Origin of the sequence: Bacteroides sp. K03 (genome assembly GCF_019734355.1) — a bacterium.
Taxonomy (GTDB): Bacteria; Bacteroidota; Bacteroidia; order Bacteroidales; family Bacteroidaceae; genus Bacteroides; species Bacteroides nordii.
Window position 1 is genome coordinate 81139 of record NZ_JAASHC010000016.1, and the last position, 19874, is coordinate 101012.

The following is a 19874-nucleotide window of genomic DNA, read 5'->3' on the forward strand; positions in this document are numbered from 1 at the left end:
TTCGGAGCTATTTGTAAGCCTTTCTCCACTCTGCTTCTCACATATAAAAAATCAAATGGCATACCAAAATCTTTGGCAGTCTGTTGAAAAGCTGTATATTTGCGCACCCTGTTTTTACCGTTCTTATGAAATCATGAGTAAGATTCTTATTATCGATGATGAAACCCAGATTCGTAGCCTGTTGGCACGAATGATGGAATTAGAAGGTTATGAAGTGTGCCAGGCCGGAGACTGCAAATCGGCTTTAAAGCAACTGGAACTTCACTCCCCCGATGTAGCTTTGTGTGATGTATTTCTTCCCGATGGGAATGGTGTGGACTTGGTAGTAGCTATTAAAAAGGCGGCTCCCAATACGGAGGTAATCCTGTTGACTGCTCATGGAAATATCCCGGATGGCGTACAGGCCATCAAAAATGGGGCATTTGATTATATCACCAAAGGAGATGATAACAATAAGATTATCCCTCTTATCAGCAGGGCTGTGGAGAAAGCACGCATGAATGTTCGCCTTGAAAAACTGGAAAAGAAGGTGGGACAGATGTACTCCTTCGAGTCTATTCTGGGTGAATCGAAACCGTTGAAAGAGGCTGTACAGTTGGCCCGGAAGGTTTCTGTGACTGATGTGCCGGTATTGTTGACCGGAGAAACAGGAACAGGCAAAGAAGTTTTTGCACAAGCTATACATTATAACAGTAAGCGGGGCAAGCAGAACTTCGTGGCCGTCAATTGTTCTTCGTTCAGCAAAGACTTGCTGGAAAGTGAAATGTTTGGTCATAGGGCCGGATCATTCACCGGGGCATTGAAAGATAAGAAGGGGCTTTTTGAAGAGGCAAACAACGGAACTATTTTTTTGGATGAAATGGGGGAGATGGCTTTTGAATTACAGGCCAAGTTACTCCGTATTCTCGAAACCGGCGAATATATAAAGATTGGTGATACGAAACCCACCCGGGTGAATGTCCGGATCATTGCTGCCACTAACCGGAATTTACCGGAGGAAATTGCTGCCGGACGTTTTCGGGAAGATTTATTCTATCGTCTTTCGGTTTTCCAGGTACACTTGCCATCCCTTCGCGAAAGAGCGGGAGATATCAGGATTCTTGCTGAGGCTTTTGTGCGTAGTTTCTCCGAAAAGCTCTCCCATCCGGTGACCGGGATGTCTCCGGCATATCTTGCAGCACTCTGCCAGCAAATGTGGAAGGGAAATATACGCGAACTGCGTAACGTGATAGAGCGTAGCCTCATTGTATGTGATGGAGAGTGCCTGGAGGTATGCGACCTTCCGCTGGAAATACAGAATTGTCATTATGAGCAGTCTGACGAGGCTGTACCGGGGAGTTTTGAATTATCTGCCATGGAGCGCAGGCATATTGCCCGTGTGTTGGAGTATACCAAAGGGAACAAAACAGAAGCGGCGCGTCTGCTTAAAATAGGACTTACCACGTTGTATCGTAAAATCGAGGAATATAAACTATAATAGTGTGGCAATATGCTAATGTGCCAATAGGACTGCGTTGGCATGGCATATTACTCTCACCTTCCTTCGTGTGTTTACTCACCGGGATATTTTCCTTATCTCGTAGAGGAGTGTTGTTTTTCTCACCGGAGAACGTTGTTTTACATGTACATGTATCGCAGCACGACATGCACATGTGGAGCAGCACGACATGCACATGTCGTACAGCTTTACATGTACATGTAAAACAACGCTCCTCTATGAGCTTCGATAGGTTTGTTTACGACATCCCTGACGAACCCTTTAATGGAACAACGCTTTCCATTCTTTCAAAACAGTGCAATCCTTTTCAAAATGGAAGGGTAGCGCTGTTTCTTCTTTTAAATGCTTTGTGATGTAATCTGTTGATACTTATTGTTTTATTACTTTCTTTCCGCTTTTGGCACGCAATTGGCACACAGTAAATCAGGTAAAAATAATTAGTAACAATTAAAACAAGGTAAAAACATGGGAATTACAGTATCATTTATTTTCTGCCTCTTGAGCGGCTTTGCCTGCTTCTGGCTCTTTTGGAAATGTGTGGATTGGTTTGAGAAGATTTAAAGAAAGGGAGAATTAGATTTATGTATACAATACTATTTGTGATAGGTATCGCAATCTTCGGTTATCTGATGTACGTACTCATCAAACCGGAAAAATTTTAATGAAGCAATGAATACAGAAATTTTAGGTGTAGTTTTACAGGTGATCCTGATGGTGGTACTTGCCTATCCGTTAGGAAAGTACATCGCTAAGGTTTATAAAGGAGAGAAGACCTGGTCGGACTTCATGGCTCCTGTTGAGAGAATAATTTATAAAGTATGCGGCATCCGTCCGCAGGAAGAGATGAACTGGAAACAATTCCTCAAATCATTATTGATTCTGAATGCATTCTGGTTCTTTTGGGGAATGGTGCTTTTGATTTCTCAGGGGTGGCTTCCTTTAAATCCCGATGGGAACGGGCCGCAAACACCCGATCAGGCATTCAATACCTGTATTAGTTTTATGGTCAACTGCAACTTGCAGCACTATAGCGGCGAAAGCGGGCTGACTTACTTTACGCAGTTGTTCGTAATTATGCTCTTCCAGTTTATAACTGCTGCAACCGGTATGGCTGCTATGGCGGGTATGATGAAGGCGATGGCTGCTAAAACCACGAAAACAATTGGTAATTTCTGGCAACTGTTGGTAGTGAGTTGTACACGTATCCTGTTGCCGCTTTCATTGATTGTGGGCTTTATCCTTATCTTACAGGGTACGCCGATGGGATTTGACGGTAAGATGAAAGTAACCACGCTGGAAGGACAGGAGCAAATGGTTTCGCAAGGGCCTACGGCAGCTATCGTACCGATCAAACAACTGGGTACGAATGGGGGAGGGTATTTTGGAGTCAACTCTTCACATCCCCTGGAGAATCCTACTTTCCTGAGCAATGTGGTAGAATGCTGGTCTATCCTGATTATTCCTATGGCAATGGTCTTTGCCTTCGGATTCTACATTAAACGTAAGAAACTGGCATATAGCATATTTGGAGTTATGTTGGCAGCCTATCTGGTAGGAGTCTTTATCAACGTAAGCCAGGAAATGGGTGGTAATCCGCGTATCGACGAAATGGGAATTGCCCAGTCCGGTGGAGCTATGGAAGGAAAAGAAGTACGTATCGGCTCAGCCTCCGGTGCTCTGTGGAGCGTGACAACTACGGTGACTTCCAACGGATCGGTAAATAGCATGCACGACTCTACTATGCCGCTTAGTGGGTTGATCGAGATGCTGAACATGCAGATAAACACTTGGTTTGGTGGTGTTGGTGTGGGATGGATGAACTATTACACCTTTATCATAATAGCCGTATTTATCAGCGGATTAATGGTGGGACGTACACCGGAATTTCTGGGAAAGAAGGTAGAGGCCCGTGAAATGAAAATAGCTACCATTGTGGCACTACTCCATCCGTTTGTGATTCTTGTTGGTACAGCTCTGTCCAGCTATCTATATGCACATCATCCGGATTTTGTGGCGAGTGAAGGAGGCTGGCTCAATAACCCCAGTTTCCATGGACTGAGCGAACAGCTTTATGAGTTTACCTCTTCGGCTGCCAACAACGGTTCCGGTTTTGAAGGCTTGGGTGATAATACTTATTTCTGGAACTATTCCTGCGGTATTGTACTTATTCTCAGTCGCTTCATCCCTATCATCGGGCAAGTAGCTATTGCAGGTTTGCTGGCTCAGAAGAAGTTTATCCCCGAGAGCGCCGGCACATTGAAAACAGATACAGCAACTTTCGGCGTCATGACGTTTGCAGTTATTTTTATCGTCGCTGCTTTGTCATTCTTCCCGGTACACGCCTTGAGTACGATTGCTGAACATTTTAGTCTATAAGTAAAGAGTATGAAAAAGAATAAATCGGCTTCTTTATTTCAAAAGGAGCAAGTCATAGAGAGTTTAAAGCAATCATTCGTGAAGTTGAATCCACGAACGATGATGATGAATCCGATTATGTTTACAGTGGAGATAGTAACGGTTATTATGCTGGTGGTTACCATCCTCTCCCTAAACAGAGATCATTACGGTTCATTCGGATACAATCTGCTGGTATTCGTTATTCTGTTTGCCACTTTGCTGTTTGCCAATTTTGCCGAGGCCATTGCCGAAGCACGGGGCAAAGCACAGGCAGATAGTTTGCGTAAGACGCGCGAAGAGACTCCTGCAAAATTGATGACAGGTGATAAACTTCAGACCGTGAGCAGTTCAAAGCTAAAGAAAGGAGATATCTTTGTTTGTGAAGCCGGAGATACGATTCCTGCCGACGGTGAGATAATTGAAGGATTAGCTTCCATCGACGAGAGTGCTATAACGGGAGAGTCAGCACCCGTTATCAGAGAAGCCGGAGGAGACAAAAGCTCGGTGACGGGCGGAACGAAGGTACTCTCGGATAACATTAAAGTATTGGTGACTCAGCAACCGGGTGAGAGTTTTCTTGATAAGATGATTGCCCTCGTAGAAGGTGCCAGCCGAAAGAAAACACCGAATGAAATTGCCCTGACTATCTTGCTGGCAGGTTTTACGCTGGTATTCGTGATTGTTTGTATCACACTGATTCCTTTTGCCGATTATACTAACATTGATCATCCGGGTACAACCATTTCTATTGCTGCCATTCTTTCACTGTTTGTCTGCCTCATTCCGACTACTATCGGAGGATTACTTTCCGCCATTGGCATTGCCGGTATGGACCGTGCGTTGCGTGCCAACGTGATTACTAAATCCGGTAAAGCCGTTGAGACAGCCGGAGACATTGATACGCTGCTATTGGATAAAACAGGTACGATAACCATTGGTAATCGTAAAGCGACCAAATTCCATACGGCACCGGGAGTAGACGAACGTAGTTTTGTAGAAGCCTGCCTGCTGGCCTCTCTGTCCGATGAAACTCCCGAAGGTAAATCGATTGTAGAGTTGGGACGTGAGTTGGGGATGCGAATGCGGAACCTGAACACAACCGGCGCGCGCATGATTAAGTTTACTGCCGAAACGAAATGTTCGGGCGTTGATCTGTCCGATGGTACCCAGATTCGCAAGGGGGCATTTGACGCTATCCGCCGGATTGCAGAAAAGGCCGGGAACACCTTTCCGAAGGAAGTGGAAGAGACTATTGCAGCTATTTCCGGCAATGGGGGTACACCGCTGGTGGTATGCGTCAATCAGCAGGTTACCGGGGTGATAGAGTTGCAGGACATCATCAAACCGGGCATTCAGGAGCGTTTTGAACGCCTGCGTAAGATGGGAGTGAAAACCGTTATGGTGACCGGAGATAATCCGCTGACTGCCAAATATATTGCAGAAAAGGCGGGAGTAGACGATTTCATAGCCGAAGCCAAACCGGAGGATAAAATGGAATACATCCGGAGAGAACAGGAAGCCGGCAAACTGGTGGCGATGATGGGCGACGGAACGAATGATGCTCCTGCACTGGCACAAGCCAATGTGGGCGTAGCAATGAATAGTGGTACACAGGCGGCCAAAGAAGCCGGTAATATGGTAGACCTTGACAATGATCCTACCAAGCTGATTGAGATTGTGGAGATCGGTAAACAGCTACTGATGACACGCGGTACACTGACCACATTCTCGATAGCCAACGACGTAGCCAAATACTTTGCAATTGTACCTGCTTTGTTTATGGTGGCTATCCCCGAGTTGGCAGCGCTCAATATCATGGGCTTGCATAGTCCGGAGAGTGCTATTCTGTCGGCTGTAATTTTCAATGCTATCATTATTCCGATCCTGATTCCACTTGCTTTGAAGGGAGTACAGTACAAACCGATAGGTGCCAGTGCACTGCTTCGCCGTAATCTGCTGATATACGGATTGGGAGGGGTAATTGTACCTTTCATCGGGATTAAGTTGATCGATTTGGTAGTAAGTTTATTCTTTTAAATAATATGACGATGAAAACTTTATTGAAATCATTTAAAATAACGCTTGCGTTCTGCGTATTCTTTGCAGTGTTTTATGTCCTTATTCTATGGCTTTTTGCACAGGTGGCAGGACCGAATAAAGGAAATGCCGAAGTGGCAACATTGGATGGTAAGGTGGTAGGTGCTGCCAATGTGGGGCAGAATTTCACAAAAGATATTTATTTCTGGGGTCGTCCTTCCTGTGCCGGAGATGGCTATGACGCTACGAGTTCTTCCGGTAGTAACAAAGGGCCTACGAATCCCGAATATCTGGCTGAACTGGAAGCCCGCATTGACACCTTCCTCGTTCATCATCCCTACTTGAACCGTAGTGAGGTTCCTGCCGAGATGGTAACTGCCAGTGGATCGGGACTCGATCCGGATATCACCCCTACTTGTGCTTATGTACAGGTGAAAAGAGTGGCACAGGCACGTGGGATGCATGAGGAACAGGTAAAAGAGATTGTCGACAAAACGATAGAAAAGCCCTTATTAGGACTTTTTGGAACAGAGAAAGTGAATGTATTGAAACTGAACATTGCTTTGGAAAAAGCAAAATAAACATTGTAGTATATGAAGGTTTTTAGTAAGAAAGTATTTTTAGGTTCATTGGTAGCTGTAGTTGGTTGCTTAATGGCAACCACCAACACACAGGCACAGGAATTTACCGTACAGGGCGACTTAGTCAGTTCATATGTATGGCGTGGAATGTATCAGACCGGAGCCAGTATCCAGCCAACCTTAGGCTTTACTATCGGTGGCTTTTCATTGACGGCCTGGGGATCAACCGATTTCGATGGTTGTCAGGCCTCAGAAGGAAAAGCGAATAAAGAAATAGACCTGACCGCTGCTTATGCTTTTGGAAGTACAGGACTGACCCTTTCAGTGGCAGACCTTTGGTGGCCCGGGCAAGGGACGGGTAATTATTTTAAATTCAAAAGCCATGAAACAGCACATCACTTTGAAGCAGGATTGGCTTATACGCTGCCGGTTGAAAAGTTTCCGCTTTCAATTGCCTGGTACACGATGTTTGCCGGACAGGATAAAAAGGAGAATGACCGGGGAGAAATGAAACAGAATTATTCCTCTTATATGGAACTCAACTATCCGTTCAGTGTGAAGACAGTAGATCTGAATGTAACGTGTGGCATTGTTCCCTACACTGCTCCTCAGTACAATTGCAATGGTTTTGCAGTGACCAATATTGCTTTGAAAGGAACAACTGCCATCCGGTTTAGTGATCGGTTTTCCCTGCTGGTTTTTGCACAAGCCATCTGGAATCCACGTATGGAAGATGCCCATTTGGTTTTCGGCATTACTTTAAAACCCTAACTAAACTCTGGCATAACTAATTAGTATCTTGAGGATGTGTAAAAAGTAAAACTCGTTATTATTAAAACGCAAATTAACGCAAAGATTAAATTAAATCTGCGATAATTTGCGTTAATCCGCGTTATTGAATTGCAGCTTGATAGCTTTTTTAGACTTTTGACACAGCTTTATGGGGTTGAAAAATAGATATATAGAAGTATGGATAGAGAAGAGAGTGTACAGCATTTCCTGGATCTGATAAAGAAGTCACGCCGGGGAAAATTTAAAGTCTATATCGGGATGATTGCCGGTGTAGGTAAGAGCTATCGTATGCTTCAGGAAGCACATGATTTACTCGATAACGGGGTAGATGTGCAGATAGGATACATCGAAACACATGGGCGTGCCGGGACAGAGGCACTCATAGAGGGCTTGCCGCTGATTCCGCGGCGGAAGATTTTTTATAAAGGGAAAGAACTGGAAGAGATGGACCTTGAAACCATCATCCGTATCCACCCGGAAATCGTGATTGTAGATGAGTTGGCACATACCAATGTTGAAGGTAGTTTGAACGAGAAACGTTGGCAGGATGTACTGACACTGCTTGATGAGGGCATTAATGTAATCTCTGCCATCAACATTCAGCATATCGAGAGTGTAAACGAAGAAGTGCAGGACATTTGCGGCATCGAAATAAAAGAACGTGTTCCCGATAGTGTGTTACAAGAGGCAGATGAAGTGGTGAATATCGACCTTACCGCCGAGGAACTGATAACCCGTTTGAAAGCCGGAAAGATATATCGTCCGGATAAAATTCAGGTAGCTTTGAATAACTTCTTTAAAACGGAGAATATCCTTCAGTTACGCGAACTCGCTCTGAAAGAGGTAGCGTTGCGTGTAGAAAAAAAAGTAGAGAACGAAGTTGTAATGAGTATGGGTGTCCGGCATGAAAAGTTTATGGCTTGTATTAGCAGCCATGAAAAGACGCCCCGGCGTATTATCCGTAAAGCAGCCCGTCTGGCCACCCGTTACAATACCACCTTTGTTGCCCTTTATGTGCAGACGCCCCGTGAGAGTATGGACCGGATAGATCTTGCCAGCCAACGTCATTTATTAAATCATTTTAAATTGGTAGCTGAGTTGGGGGGAGAAGTTGTTCAGGTACAGTCGAAGGATGTACTTGGAAGCATTGTCCGGACGTGTCGTGAGAGGCAGATAACAACTATCTGTATGGGAAGCCCCCGCTTACGTGTCTCGAATGCCCTTTGTGCAGTGTTCGCCTATAAAAAGTTTTTGGCAAATCTGGCACAAGCAAACGTAGATTTGATTATACTTGCAGTGGAATGAGTTTGTAAGTAAACTAAAGAACTCACGAACTCACAAACTAAAAAACTTCTTTAAATCATGAATATAAAAACGAAATTGCTTTTCGGAATCGGGATACTGGCCGGAATGATTATTTTATTGGTAACTCTATCTGTTGTCAACCTACAGCTACTGACTGCTACGGACCCCGACAGTCCTGCTGCACTGCCTGCCCTCGAACGGGCTTTATTATGGATCTCTGTTACAGGAGGTATTTGTGTACTCACAGGTCTGGTTCTGCTTTTTTGGTTACCGCGTTCCATTAGTAGACCTATTCTTGAGCTTAAACAAGGTATTCTTGAAATTGCCAATCATAACTACGAAAAGCGCCTTGATATGAAAAGCAGTGAAGAATTCAGGGAAGTTGCTGACAGTTTTAATCGTATGGCAGAACGTCTCACCGAGTATCGGGCCAGTACGCTTGCCGATATCCTTTCAGCCAAAAAGTTTCTGGAAGCCATTGTCAATAGTATCAATGAGCCTATTATCGGATTGAATACCGAGCGTGAAATTCTTTTCATCAACAACGAGGCACTGAATGTGCTCAATTTGAAAAGAGAAAACGTGATCCGCCAATCTGCCGAAGAGCTTTCTTTGAAGAATGACCTTCTCCGTCGCTTGATTCGCGAACTCGTTAGCCCCGGCGATAAGAAAGAACCATTGAAAATTTATGCAGATAATAAAGAGAGCTATTTCAAGGCTGCCTATATTCCTATCAACAATACCAATGCCGATAAAGACGAACCTCATAAGTTGGGAGATGTTATCCTTCTGAAGAATATCACCGAATTTAAAGAGCTGGATTCAGCTAAAACCACATTTATCTCTACCATTTCCCATGAGTTGAAGACTCCTATTTCTGCTATCATGATGAGCCTTCAACTACTGGAAGATAAACGTGTGGGTACGTTGAATGAAGAGCAGGAACAGCTGTCTAAGAGCATTAAAGACAGTAGCCAGCGCCTGTTGGAGATTACCGGCGAACTACTGAATATGACTCAGGTAGAAGCCGGGAAACTCCAGATGATGCCTAAGATCACGAAGCCCATTGAGTTGATTGAATATGCTATCAAGGCCAATCAGGTTCAGGCCGATAAGTTCAATATACAGATTGAAGTGGAATACCCGGAAGAGAAGATCGGCAAATTGTTTGTAGATAGTGAAAAAATAGCCTGGGTACTTACCAATCTGCTAAGTAATGCCATCCGTTATTCAAGAGAGAACGGACGTGTGGTTATTGGTGCTCAGCAAGAAGGTGACCAGATAGAGCTTTATGTACAGGATTTTGGTAAAGGTATCGATCCTCGTTATCATCAGAGCATTTTTGACCGCTATTTTCGTGTACCCGGCACTAAAGTGCAAGGCAGTGGCCTGGGACTCTCCATCTCTAAAGATTTCGTAGAAGCACATGGCGGCACGTTGACTGTAGAGAGCGAGTTGGGCAAAGGTAGCCGGTTTGTTATTCGGTTGAAAGCATGATACAGTTTGTTTCAATGTATTGAGAAAATAGTTTCAATGCATTGAGAATTTTTTCTCAACGGCTTGAAACTCTTTGAAACTTATACTATTCTGTTTGTTCTGACTTAAAAAATTACATATTATTCAAAGATAAAAGACTCGTTCCCTTTAATTTTTATTACTTTTGTAAAGTTTGATATCTTACTTAGTTACGAGTGAGGCATAATTATAGGATTGCCTTATGTTGTAACTTTCATGTTATGCTATTCTGTATCATAGGAATATTAGGAGGATATACTTATGATTGATGTCTGGGAGTGAAGCAAACTGCTTCTGTTATCGTTGTGATAGAGTTTCCTTATTTACTAATATTTAAAGCTATGAAAAAATATTTATTGATTTTGGTTTGTTTGTTGACACTGCAGGGCACAAGCTTTGTGATGTCCCGTGACATGAAAGGTGATTTAAATACATTAGAGGAATTTCGGTCAACTGCTTTGGAAGAGACAGATAAACCAGTCTTTATCTCCGTGACTGTAGATGCCATCACTCCAATTCCCGGATCAAATTTTTATAATCTTGACCTAACAGCCGAATTTCGTGGTGCTGAATCTCTTTATGCAGAACTCTATGAAGAGTTCAGCATTGTAATTAGATCGCGTTCTTATCAAGAACCGTACATCGTTCATCTTCACTTTGAAAATATTTACAAGGGTGGAAGAGTCTGGGTCGTTTTAGAATTAAAGAACAATGTGGGAACAACGTCTTATACAGTTGAAATTCCCAATCAGATGAAACCTGATTCCATAGAAGAAGTAACAATGGAATCAAGTATTTCACAGGTTGAAGTAAGGGATATGCAAGGAAGGCTTGTTCTTCACACTGAAAATTATGAGAATATTAATCGTCTATCGAGAGGAATGTATATCGTAACGATTACCTATTCGGATGGAAAAGTAGTAACGAGGAAGATTTGTCGATGAGGACATTTATTGTTCTGGTATTGAATATTGTTTGTTTCTTCTAATATTTAAAACTATGAAAAAATGTTTGTTAGTTTTGGTTGGTTTGTTGACACTACAGAGCATAGGTTTAACTATGGCTCAGCAAGATACAATTTTAGTATTCGAAGGACATATGAATACTACTCCATGGGGATCGCAAATCATGAAACCTTGTTTGCCTCGAATAGAACGTTTGAGTAGTGATTTTGGAGGAGTGATTAAAGTAATATGTGGAGCCGGAATAGATGATGAAATGCAGCATTGTATAAAGGCCGCCGCACTACTTTGGGAAGAAAAGTTATATATTCCTGAAAATGTAGTTTTGAAGTTTGAGAAAAAAAAGTTGGGAACAGAAGCTGCCGATTTTCAGGCTCAGGTGAGATATACTTCATTCCCCGATGCGAAAACAACATATCCCAATAGTTACTACCAGAATTTCTTAACTGATGACGAACGTGTATATGACGAGGATGCTATTATCCTGATTAATGAAGACGCGGATTGGGAGTATAGTTTTAACGGAAAGGTTGTGGATAAGAAGAATTTCACAACAGCCATGTTACGTGCCATTGCCATCTCGTTAGGCTTTGGTTCATCGGTTGTAAATGATGTGTCACATGGCATTATTTTCTCTATAGAGGGATGTTTCTCTCCTTTTGATAATCTGATTGTTGACTCCAATAATGTCCGTCTGAATGAAATGCCGAATAATGGAGCTGCAAGCCAGGAACTTTCTTCATTTGTGTCGGAAGAGCGTGTTTATTGTAAAACGTCTGCTAATGAAAGCTTCAGGTTGTATACTTCTCGCAGGTTCCAAGGTTATAATTACTTGAATTATCTATATTTTGATGGTGACTTGATGTCATACAATACCAGGACAGGAGATAAAATTCAGCAAATAGATGAGATAGTATTGGGAGTTCTCAGAACAATTGGCTGGGAGGAACCTGAAAGTAATTTAAGGATAATAGCAGAAGGTATTGATGATACGGGTATTGCTTCTTCTTCTCAAAGCTATAATTTTCATGCCGAAACCACTTTAGGCAGTATAGCGAATTATTCATGGAAGTATGAACTGTTGGATAACGAAATGAATTTTGTCACTATCAAAACAGGAGATTCTTCTGATTTCAGTATAGATGAGATAGATGATGTAACGAAGTATAATAAGAATATTAATGCAGATATTAAGGGTAAGATCAGTTTGACTGCTACTACTGCCGATGGGAAAAAGAAGTCTGAAACATTCTATGTGTATTTTGCTACCGAACCTACTTTTGTATCGGTAAAAGTAGCTATAACTCCAATTCCCCAAAAAAGATTTTATAATCTTGATATAGCGCTAATATATACAGGTACTGATTTTCTTTATGCTTTTAAAACAGAGGAAAATAGTAGTCTTGGAGAAAGTGCTTATGTCTATGAACCTTATCTTACTAAATTGCATTTTGAAGGTGTTTATATGATAGGAATGGCTTGGGTTGAGATAGAATTAAAAAATAAAATAGGAAAAGCATATTATACGGTAGAAATTCCAAGCCAGATGAATCCCGATCCGATCATAGAGGTCACAGCAGAATCAAGCATTTCACAAGTTGAAGTAAGGGATATACAAGGAAGGCTTCTCCTTCAAACAGAAAATTATGAGGCTGTTAATCATCTATTGAGAGGAGTCTATATCATGACGGTTACCTATTCAGATGGAAAAGTAGTAACGAAGAAGATCTGTCCGTAAGACCTTCACTTTTAATCCTTTTTGTGAATGAAATATGAAATATAATCGCATTTTCTTTTTTTCTTTTCTCATTGCAGTTTTCGTTGCTTGTTCCTCTACACCAGAAGAGGTCATAGTAACTCTTCGGCAAGCGGAGCAGTGTATGGAAGCATATCCTGATAGTGCATTAAATCTATTAAGGAAAATATCTTGTCCCGATAAGTTGTCAGGTCAGGAACGTGCAGATTATGTGTTGTTACTGACTCAGGCATGCGATAAGAATTATATGGATATGTCTGCTGACTCTTCTATTACTTTTGCTATCGATTATTTCAGGAAGAAGAATGATAAAAGTAAATATGGTAAGGCTTTATATTATTACGGGCGTGTGCTTCATGGAAAGCGAGAGACAACGCGGGCAATGAAAGTCTATTGGGAAGCCCGGCGAGTTTTGAAGGATACGAAAGAGTATAAGATAATGGGGTTGATGCTTGCAGATATGTCGTTTTTTTATCGCGATCAATCACTTTATGATGAAGCTATTCACTGCTGCCACCAAGCCATTTCCTATTATTATCAGGCGAAAGACACATTGGGCGTGGCCTACGCCTATCAGACAATGGGAACTTCTTTTTTCTTAAAGCAAGAGATGGATAGTGTCTACCAGTGTGTTATGACAAGTTTACAATTACTTACGAATAATCCTGTCCGGTTAAAAATCAATGGTTCCAAGATATTGGGAAAGATGTATTGTTTTGAAAAGCAATATTTAAAGGCTGAAAAGGTTTTTCTGAGGATTCTCGATGAAGAGCCTGATAAAGATATGTTTGTGCTTCATTATATGTCATTAGGACGTTTGTATCAGATGATGGGGCGAAAACAAGATGCAGAGAAGTACTTGAAACTTTGTTTGGATAGTGATAATCTATTCACCAGTTCTGAAGCTTATGAATGCTTGGCAAAATTGGCTAAAGCTGATCATGATTATGAGCAAGCTCTCATTTTGAAAGGACGATCGGACTCCTTATTATATATAGCTGAAAATGATAGAAAACGAGAAGCATTGGTACAGCTTCAGGTTAAATACCAAAAGGAAGAATTTGAAACAGAATTGTTGCAGGGCAAATTAGAGAAGAGGGGCTTACATATTCTTTATCTGATTGTTGTGATTTTGTTTTCTGGGATAGTATATTTTTTCTATGCGAGATATGGGCGTGCAAAATTAGAAGTTATACAAACCAGAAAGGTTATTGAAAAAAATAATAAGCAAATAGCCTCTTATCAGAATGAAATCGGAGCGTATAAACAACAGAAGAATGAAACAAGTGTACAGTGTAAGGTAGAAGAGTTGTCCCGAAAAATGAAAGTATTGATCACAGAAAATGAGAAATTGCGTAGTAAAATTGATGTCAGTACATTGATCAAGATGCTAAAGAATGGGGAGGTACTTGTAGAAAAACTAACTCCTGAAGAGTGGGATAAAATATTTGATTTAGTGAATTGTCTTTATAGCAACTCTCTAATCAAGTTGAAGAGTGAATGTACTCAATTAACAAAGCATGATATTAAACTTTTAACATTTCTGTTTTTAGGATTTACTACAAAAGAATTGAAGATTCTCTTTGATAGTAAAGATAATCATACAATATTTAAAGCTAAGATGCGCTTAAAGGAGCGTTTAGAGTTAGCAAAAGATGAATCTGTAGAAGATTTTTTGCACAAATGTCAGAGTGATAAACTCAAATAGTCCACTTATTTTAAGTTGTTTGATTTTTATTTTGTTGATTTGTAGATATATATGTACTAAATTTTAGTCCATGCCTTATTTTTTGTTCATTGAACTCAATGCTCTACTTTTGTGTAACAGAAACATAAAAACAACAGAAAATGAAAGCACGGATTGTCCTACTATTGTTAGTTTGTCTTAGTTGCACAGTTGTTGCACATGAGAATGGCGATGATTTTATTTCGCCATGGGGGCAAATTTCTTTTACTGGTCATTGGAAAGGTGATGATAGTGAAGATAAAGGTCATCGTTCCATTCCTTTTATACCTATAACAGCATCTCTCGAAAATTCTATTATTTCTCTCGAGTTTCAGGAATTTGCAGGTGATGTCTCGATAACTATTTCCAAAACTAATCAGGTTGTATATTCTTATTCTCTTCTGATTAATAATCCTGAGAAATATAGCATTTCTGTTGAGGATTACTCTCCTGGAGTCTATTTGTTAGAACTAACAAATTCGTATGGAGGATATATTTACGGTGTGTTTGAAGTAAAATAAATAGCTCCTATTTTGATTACAATAAAAAATGATTTCTGCTAATACTTGACGCGATGAAAAGATATTTATTGATTTTAGTCAGCCTTTTGACTCTGCAAGGCATAGGCTTAGTGATGGCTCAACAAGATACAATTCTTGTATTTGAAGGACGTCTGGATACTTCTCCTGTAAGTGCGCAGACAATAAAACCTTGTTTATTACGTACAGAACGCTTGAGTAGTGATTTTGGAGGAGTTATTGAAGTGCAGTTCGGAGGTGGAATGAGTGAGGAAATGCAATGTTGCATAAGGGCTGCCGCACAACTGTGGGAGGAGAAACTATATATTCCTAAAAAGATAATTCTAAGGTTTGAGAGAGAAAGGATGGGAGTGGAAGCTGCTGATTTTGCTGCTCAGGTAAAATACACTTTATTGTCGGGGACCAATGAGGCATATCCTCAAAGTTATTTTATAAATTTCTTAATTGATGGAAAACGGACTGGAGAGGAAGATGCCATAATTCAAATCAATGATGATGTAGATTGGGATTATAGTTTTAGTGGAGAAGTTACGAATAAGAAAAATCTGACAACGGCAATGTTGCGCGCTATTGCTATGTCGTTGGGATTTGGATCTTCTGTTGTTAATAACTCTACAAAAGGAATTGTTTTTTCCACGAGAAAATATTTCTCTCCCTTTGATAATTTGGTTGTTAATTCTAATAATGTACGTTTAAATGAGATGCCCAATAATGGACGTACGAGCCAGGAGCTTATTTCGTTTGTAAAAGGTGATAATGTCTATTATAAAACTCCTGATAATAATAATTTAAAATTATATGCTTCACCTGAGTTTCAAGGCTATAATTATTTGAGCTATTTTGATACGGAAGGTGATTTGATGTCATATGATGTGCGAATCGGAGATAAAAATCAACAAATAGATGAAAAGACATTAGAAGTTCTTAAAACGATTGGTTGGAGAGAACCGGAAAATAGTCTGAAAATTATAGCAGCAAATATAGATGCTACAGGAATGGCTTCTGCTTTTCAAAGTTATGGCTTTCATGCAGAAACAACTTCCGGAAATATTACAGATTATTCGTGGAAGTATGAATTGCTGAATAATGAGATGATGTTTGATTCTATTAAAGTAGGAAAATCTTCAGAATTTAGTATAGATAAAGTCGATGATTTAACAAAATATTATAGAAATATTAATGGTGATATTAAAGGTAGGATAAGTTTGAGTGCTACAGTTAATGGGACGAAAATGTTTAAAGTGTTTTATGTTTACCTTGCTACTAAACCAACTTTTATATCGGTGAAAGTGGATGCTATAACTCCAATTCCTGGATCAAAGTTTTATAATCTTGATTTAACAGTTATCTATACTGGAGCAGATTATCTTTATGTGGAAAAATCTGAAGAGTATAGTGATATAGTTGATACTCATTTTTTTTATATTCCGTATATCGTCCATCTTCGTTTTGAATACATTTATATGATAGGAACGTCTTGGGTTGATTTGAGGATAAGTAATAAAATAGGAAAAGCATATTATACTGTTGAAATTCCAAGTCAATTGAATTTAATGAATAATTCTACTCAGATAAGAGATCCTATAGCTAACTCAAATATTGTATATATGGAAGTACGAGATATACAAGGGAGAATTATTCTTCAAACAAAAGACTATGAGGATGTTAATCATTTATCGAAAGGGATATATATCATGATGATTACATATGCAGATGGAGAGGTAGTAACTAAAAAGATATATCGATGAGAATACTTTCTGTTTTAACGTTGGCTTTTGTTTGTTCTCTTAATATCTATGCCCAAACTGATTATGCCCTTTCAGGTACAGTGGTAAAGTTGGATAATGTATCTTTGGATAAATACGGTGCTTTATTACTTGATGATAGTTGTGCTTTTCATGTAGTGGATAAGTTCGGGGAGAATATAGTTCCTGATGTTTGTAAATGGAGCTTTGGTGTTGAAGCACAGCAAGGAAATTATGTAATTATAAAGAACGCTACTTCTATAGATTATGGAATTATTATAGATTCGTCGGCATATGAATATTCTGGACCTGAATATAAAAGATATACTGTAGAGAATGATAGCTCTGTTTATTTTCAAGGGAAAATAACTTTTGAGGGGGAATATCAGGGACGAAAGATACAACTTGATAAGATCTTTTATATAAATGTGCTTCCTTCTGTACCTAAAATAAAAGTACTGGATATTACTTGGAGTGATTATGATGAACAATGGAATATTTATGAAGATGGGTATATAACAATACAGATTAATTCCTGTAGAACTAAGTATGTATATATAGTTGAGCAAGATGCTTCTTTTACGGGGAATATGTTGTCCTCTTATTTTGAGCCTAATATTGACGCTGAGAAGGGAGTGGGGCTTCTGGAGTTTTATGATGGAGATCGCTGTTTTAGATTTTGGGCAGTTAACTATAGTGGAATGGTTGAATGCAAAGATACTTTGTGGAATTCCAAAGTAGCTACATCCATTCCGACTATTAAAATGGAGAATGTACCATTTTATCCAAATCCAGCAAAGGATATATTATACGTACAAGAGGGTATGGATGCTATCTTCCCTGTATCTATCTATGATTCTAAAGGACGACTTGTAAAATATGTTGGGATGCCAATGAGGAATATTGATGTTTCAAATCTGGTGGAAGGTATTTATTTTGTTTCATATAAAGATAGTTACTCTAAAAAGAGGTTAACATTCAAAATGGTAAAAAAAAGATGATGTATTAATTATAAAAAACATGGATTATGAACAGACTATTACTATTATTTTTTGTGTTTGGATTAGCAACCCTTTCTTATGCACAAGAAGATGAGATTGAGTCAATTAGCTTTGGTGCTGATTTTTTTCGTAAGGAAACTTTTCCTAAACCAATAGTACGTGAAGTTGTAGGTGGAACGGTTATTCAAGTTCAGTATGAAGGTGAAGAATGGGAACAAAACTTGGAAAGAAAAAGTGCTTTTGAATACGCTTGTCGGCTTTTAGAGGAGCAAATGCCTACTGTATTGCCGCTTAAAATAATGGCTAAATTTGGTAAATTGAGAGGAAATAATGTGATAGCTAAAACGGCTCTTCGTACTGATACTTGTAATATGTCTCCAGGTGGTGCTGCTCTTCTTGAACGAGTTGTAAAACCTACAATAAAGTATAGATTTAGAGATAATGGGCTTGATGGAATTAAAATTTCATTGGATTATTTTGATGAACCTGATGGAATAATAACTTTTAGTGATAATGATATTTTTTCTTATTCTTTAGACTCTGTAGAAGAAGATAAATATGATTTTGTAACGATTGTATTACGTGAAATTTGTAAAACATTCGGTTTTTATTTTGGTCCTCATGGTGATAATACAAATAAAATTCTTGATTTTAAAAAACAAACCCTTCTTTTATATGATGAAAAAGTATTGTCGCCAGATTTTGATATCTTTTCACAAGAATATAATCCGATAAGTGCATATAATCGCGCTACTTCAGGTAATGCAATCATCGAATATTCTTACGGAGACTCATATGGCTTGTATTCTCCCTCTATATTTGAGAATGGACGTTCTTTGTCTTTTTTCAAAGCTGATGAAGCAAATACTGAAACACGATTGATGCAACCGGATTTACCGCGAGGAACTTCTATACGTAATATTGGTAAATGGTTTAGACCTTTTCTGAAAGCTATGGGTTGGTATACTGATATTGCTGTTGGAGGCGGAGGTGGTGGACAGGGCAATGCAACCTCTACTTCTACAGATAAAGTAAAAGCATACGGAAAAGAGTTGTCTTTTAATAAAAGCTCGAAAAATAGAAGTGTAAATTCAACAGTTTCCTATAACTATCTAAATGAGATGAAGCGATCATCTAGTGACGAAGTCTATGACTATGTACGCCAATTTATGACCTACCCTGAACTAAATATGAGTTTCCCATATACATTGCTGGGATGGAGTATTTCTATCTTGCGTAAAGATGGAACATGGGACATCGTGAAAACAGCAAATGTGATGCTTCCTGAAATAAAGTTTTCTACTTCCGAAATAGATCCTGTAAAAGCATTAGATTATATTCGGTCAAGTGATGGATATTTGCGTTGTAAGTTAGCTCATCTGGACGAAGACTATTATTATGACCAATCTCTTCCCACACCTCCCGGCATATATACGTTTGCTCGTTATTTCCTCTTAGACTATCTTCCTCAGAAGCCTCAGTTGGCATTCTCTAAAGTAATGCCACAAACCAGAGCTTCGGATTATGAATATTATGCTGATGTGAAAATTGCATTTAAGAATGTGGAAGGGACTGAAAGTATCTTGGTAGAACAGTTGGAAGAAGGATCTCCAGTGCCATTTACTTTCTATGTTGAGGATATAAGAGCTGGCTATTTCATAGCATCAGTTGATAAAGAGTATAGTACAACTTTTAGATTGCGTGCGATGAACAAGAATGGAGAAACTATTAGTGAACAATTGCTTGTGTCCCCATTAGTGCCGGCAACGTATACTTTAAGCTCACGCGTAGATAAAAATGTTATATCTTTAGAATTGAGAAATAGCCGTAAGAGAAATATCAATAAGTTGATAACAGATTATAAAGTCCTGGATTTGAATTCCTCGATGATAGTACAAGAAGGTAAAGTTCTTGATAATAATATTGATATTAACTCATTAGGTAAAGGTGTTTACGGCTTGCAGGTTGCAGACGAAGATGGTAAATCCTATAATACGAAATTCATAAAATAAGTTCTTAT

The 19874-nt window shown here is 39.5% G+C and carries 15 protein-coding genes; all 15 read left to right on the forward strand.

Annotated features, from left to right (window positions below; translation table 11 throughout):
- Positions 1 to 133 precede the first annotated feature (133 nt).
- The 15 genes from HCG69_RS12630 (at position 134) to HCG69_RS12700 (ending at position 19866) form a co-directional block, all read left to right on the forward strand.
- On the forward strand, positions 134 to 1477 hold the full coding sequence (locus HCG69_RS12630; protein ID WP_221650343.1) for a sigma-54 dependent transcriptional regulator: 1344 nt from the start codon (positions 134 to 136) through the stop codon (positions 1475 to 1477).
- 602 nt (positions 1478 to 2079) lie between these two features.
- Entirely contained in the window at positions 2080 to 2160 is an 81-nt protein-coding gene (gene kdpF / locus HCG69_RS20870) for a K(+)-transporting ATPase subunit F (protein WP_081504715.1), read from the forward strand.
- Between the two features lie 7 nt (positions 2161 to 2167).
- Positions 2168 to 3874, forward strand: a complete 1707-nt coding sequence (gene kdpA, locus HCG69_RS12640) for a potassium-transporting ATPase subunit KdpA (RefSeq protein WP_221650320.1) — start codon at positions 2168 to 2170, stop codon at positions 3872 to 3874.
- 9 nt (positions 3875 to 3883) lie between these two features.
- A complete protein-coding gene (gene kdpB, locus HCG69_RS12645) occupies positions 3884 to 5932 on the forward strand; it encodes a potassium-transporting ATPase subunit KdpB (protein WP_221650321.1) in 2049 nt (682 codons plus the stop codon).
- Positions 5933 to 5943: 11 nt separating this feature from the next.
- Positions 5944 to 6513 (forward strand): K(+)-transporting ATPase subunit C, encoded by a 570-nt coding sequence (locus HCG69_RS12650; RefSeq protein ID WP_025866807.1) that lies wholly within the window; start codon positions 5944 to 5946, stop codon positions 6511 to 6513.
- Positions 6514 to 6525: 12 nt separating this feature from the next.
- Complete coding sequence (locus HCG69_RS12655; protein WP_221650322.1) at positions 6526 to 7284, forward strand: TorF family putative porin; 759 nt, start codon at positions 6526 to 6528, stop codon at positions 7282 to 7284.
- A gap of 198 nt (positions 7285 to 7482) precedes the next feature.
- Positions 7483 to 8610 carry a sensor protein KdpD gene (locus HCG69_RS12660; RefSeq protein ID WP_025866809.1) on the forward strand — a complete coding sequence of 376 codons (1128 nt, stop codon included), beginning with the start codon at positions 7483 to 7485 and terminating at the stop codon, positions 8608 to 8610.
- 57 nt (positions 8611 to 8667) lie between these two features.
- Positions 8668 to 10107, forward strand: coding sequence for an ATP-binding protein (locus HCG69_RS12665; RefSeq protein WP_025866810.1), 1440 nt, complete (start codon positions 8668 to 8670; stop codon positions 10105 to 10107).
- Between the two features lie 359 nt (positions 10108 to 10466).
- On the forward strand, positions 10467 to 11069 hold the full coding sequence (locus HCG69_RS12670) for a T9SS type A sorting domain-containing protein (protein ID WP_221650323.1): 603 nt from the start codon (positions 10467 to 10469) through the stop codon (positions 11067 to 11069).
- Positions 11070 to 11124: 55 nt separating this feature from the next.
- A complete protein-coding gene (locus HCG69_RS12675) occupies positions 11125 to 12825 on the forward strand; it encodes a T9SS type A sorting domain-containing protein (protein WP_221650324.1) in 1701 nt (566 codons plus the stop codon).
- A gap of 142 nt (positions 12826 to 12967) precedes the next feature.
- Positions 12968 to 14551, forward strand: coding sequence for a lipopolysaccharide assembly protein LapB (locus HCG69_RS12680; protein WP_255585908.1), 1584 nt, complete (start codon positions 12968 to 12970; stop codon positions 14549 to 14551).
- Between the two features lie 140 nt (positions 14552 to 14691).
- The gene (locus HCG69_RS12685) at positions 14692 to 15090 is read left to right on the forward strand and encodes a DUF3244 domain-containing protein (protein ID WP_221650326.1); all 399 of its coding nucleotides are present in this window, start codon (positions 14692 to 14694) and stop codon (positions 15088 to 15090) included.
- 53 nt (positions 15091 to 15143) lie between these two features.
- Entirely contained in the window at positions 15144 to 16856 is a 1713-nt protein-coding gene (locus HCG69_RS12690; RefSeq protein WP_221650327.1) for a T9SS type A sorting domain-containing protein, read from the forward strand.
- Positions 16853 to 17854 carry a T9SS type A sorting domain-containing protein gene (locus HCG69_RS12695; RefSeq protein WP_221650328.1) on the forward strand — a complete coding sequence of 334 codons (1002 nt, stop codon included), beginning with the start codon at positions 16853 to 16855 and terminating at the stop codon, positions 17852 to 17854. Before HCG69_RS12690 ends, HCG69_RS12695 begins: the two co-directional genes overlap by 4 nt.
- Before the next feature lie 26 nt (positions 17855 to 17880).
- The gene (locus tag HCG69_RS12700; RefSeq protein ID WP_221650329.1) at positions 17881 to 19866 is read left to right on the forward strand and encodes a hypothetical protein; all 1986 of its coding nucleotides are present in this window, start codon (positions 17881 to 17883) and stop codon (positions 19864 to 19866) included.
- Positions 19867 to 19874 lie beyond the last annotated feature (8 nt).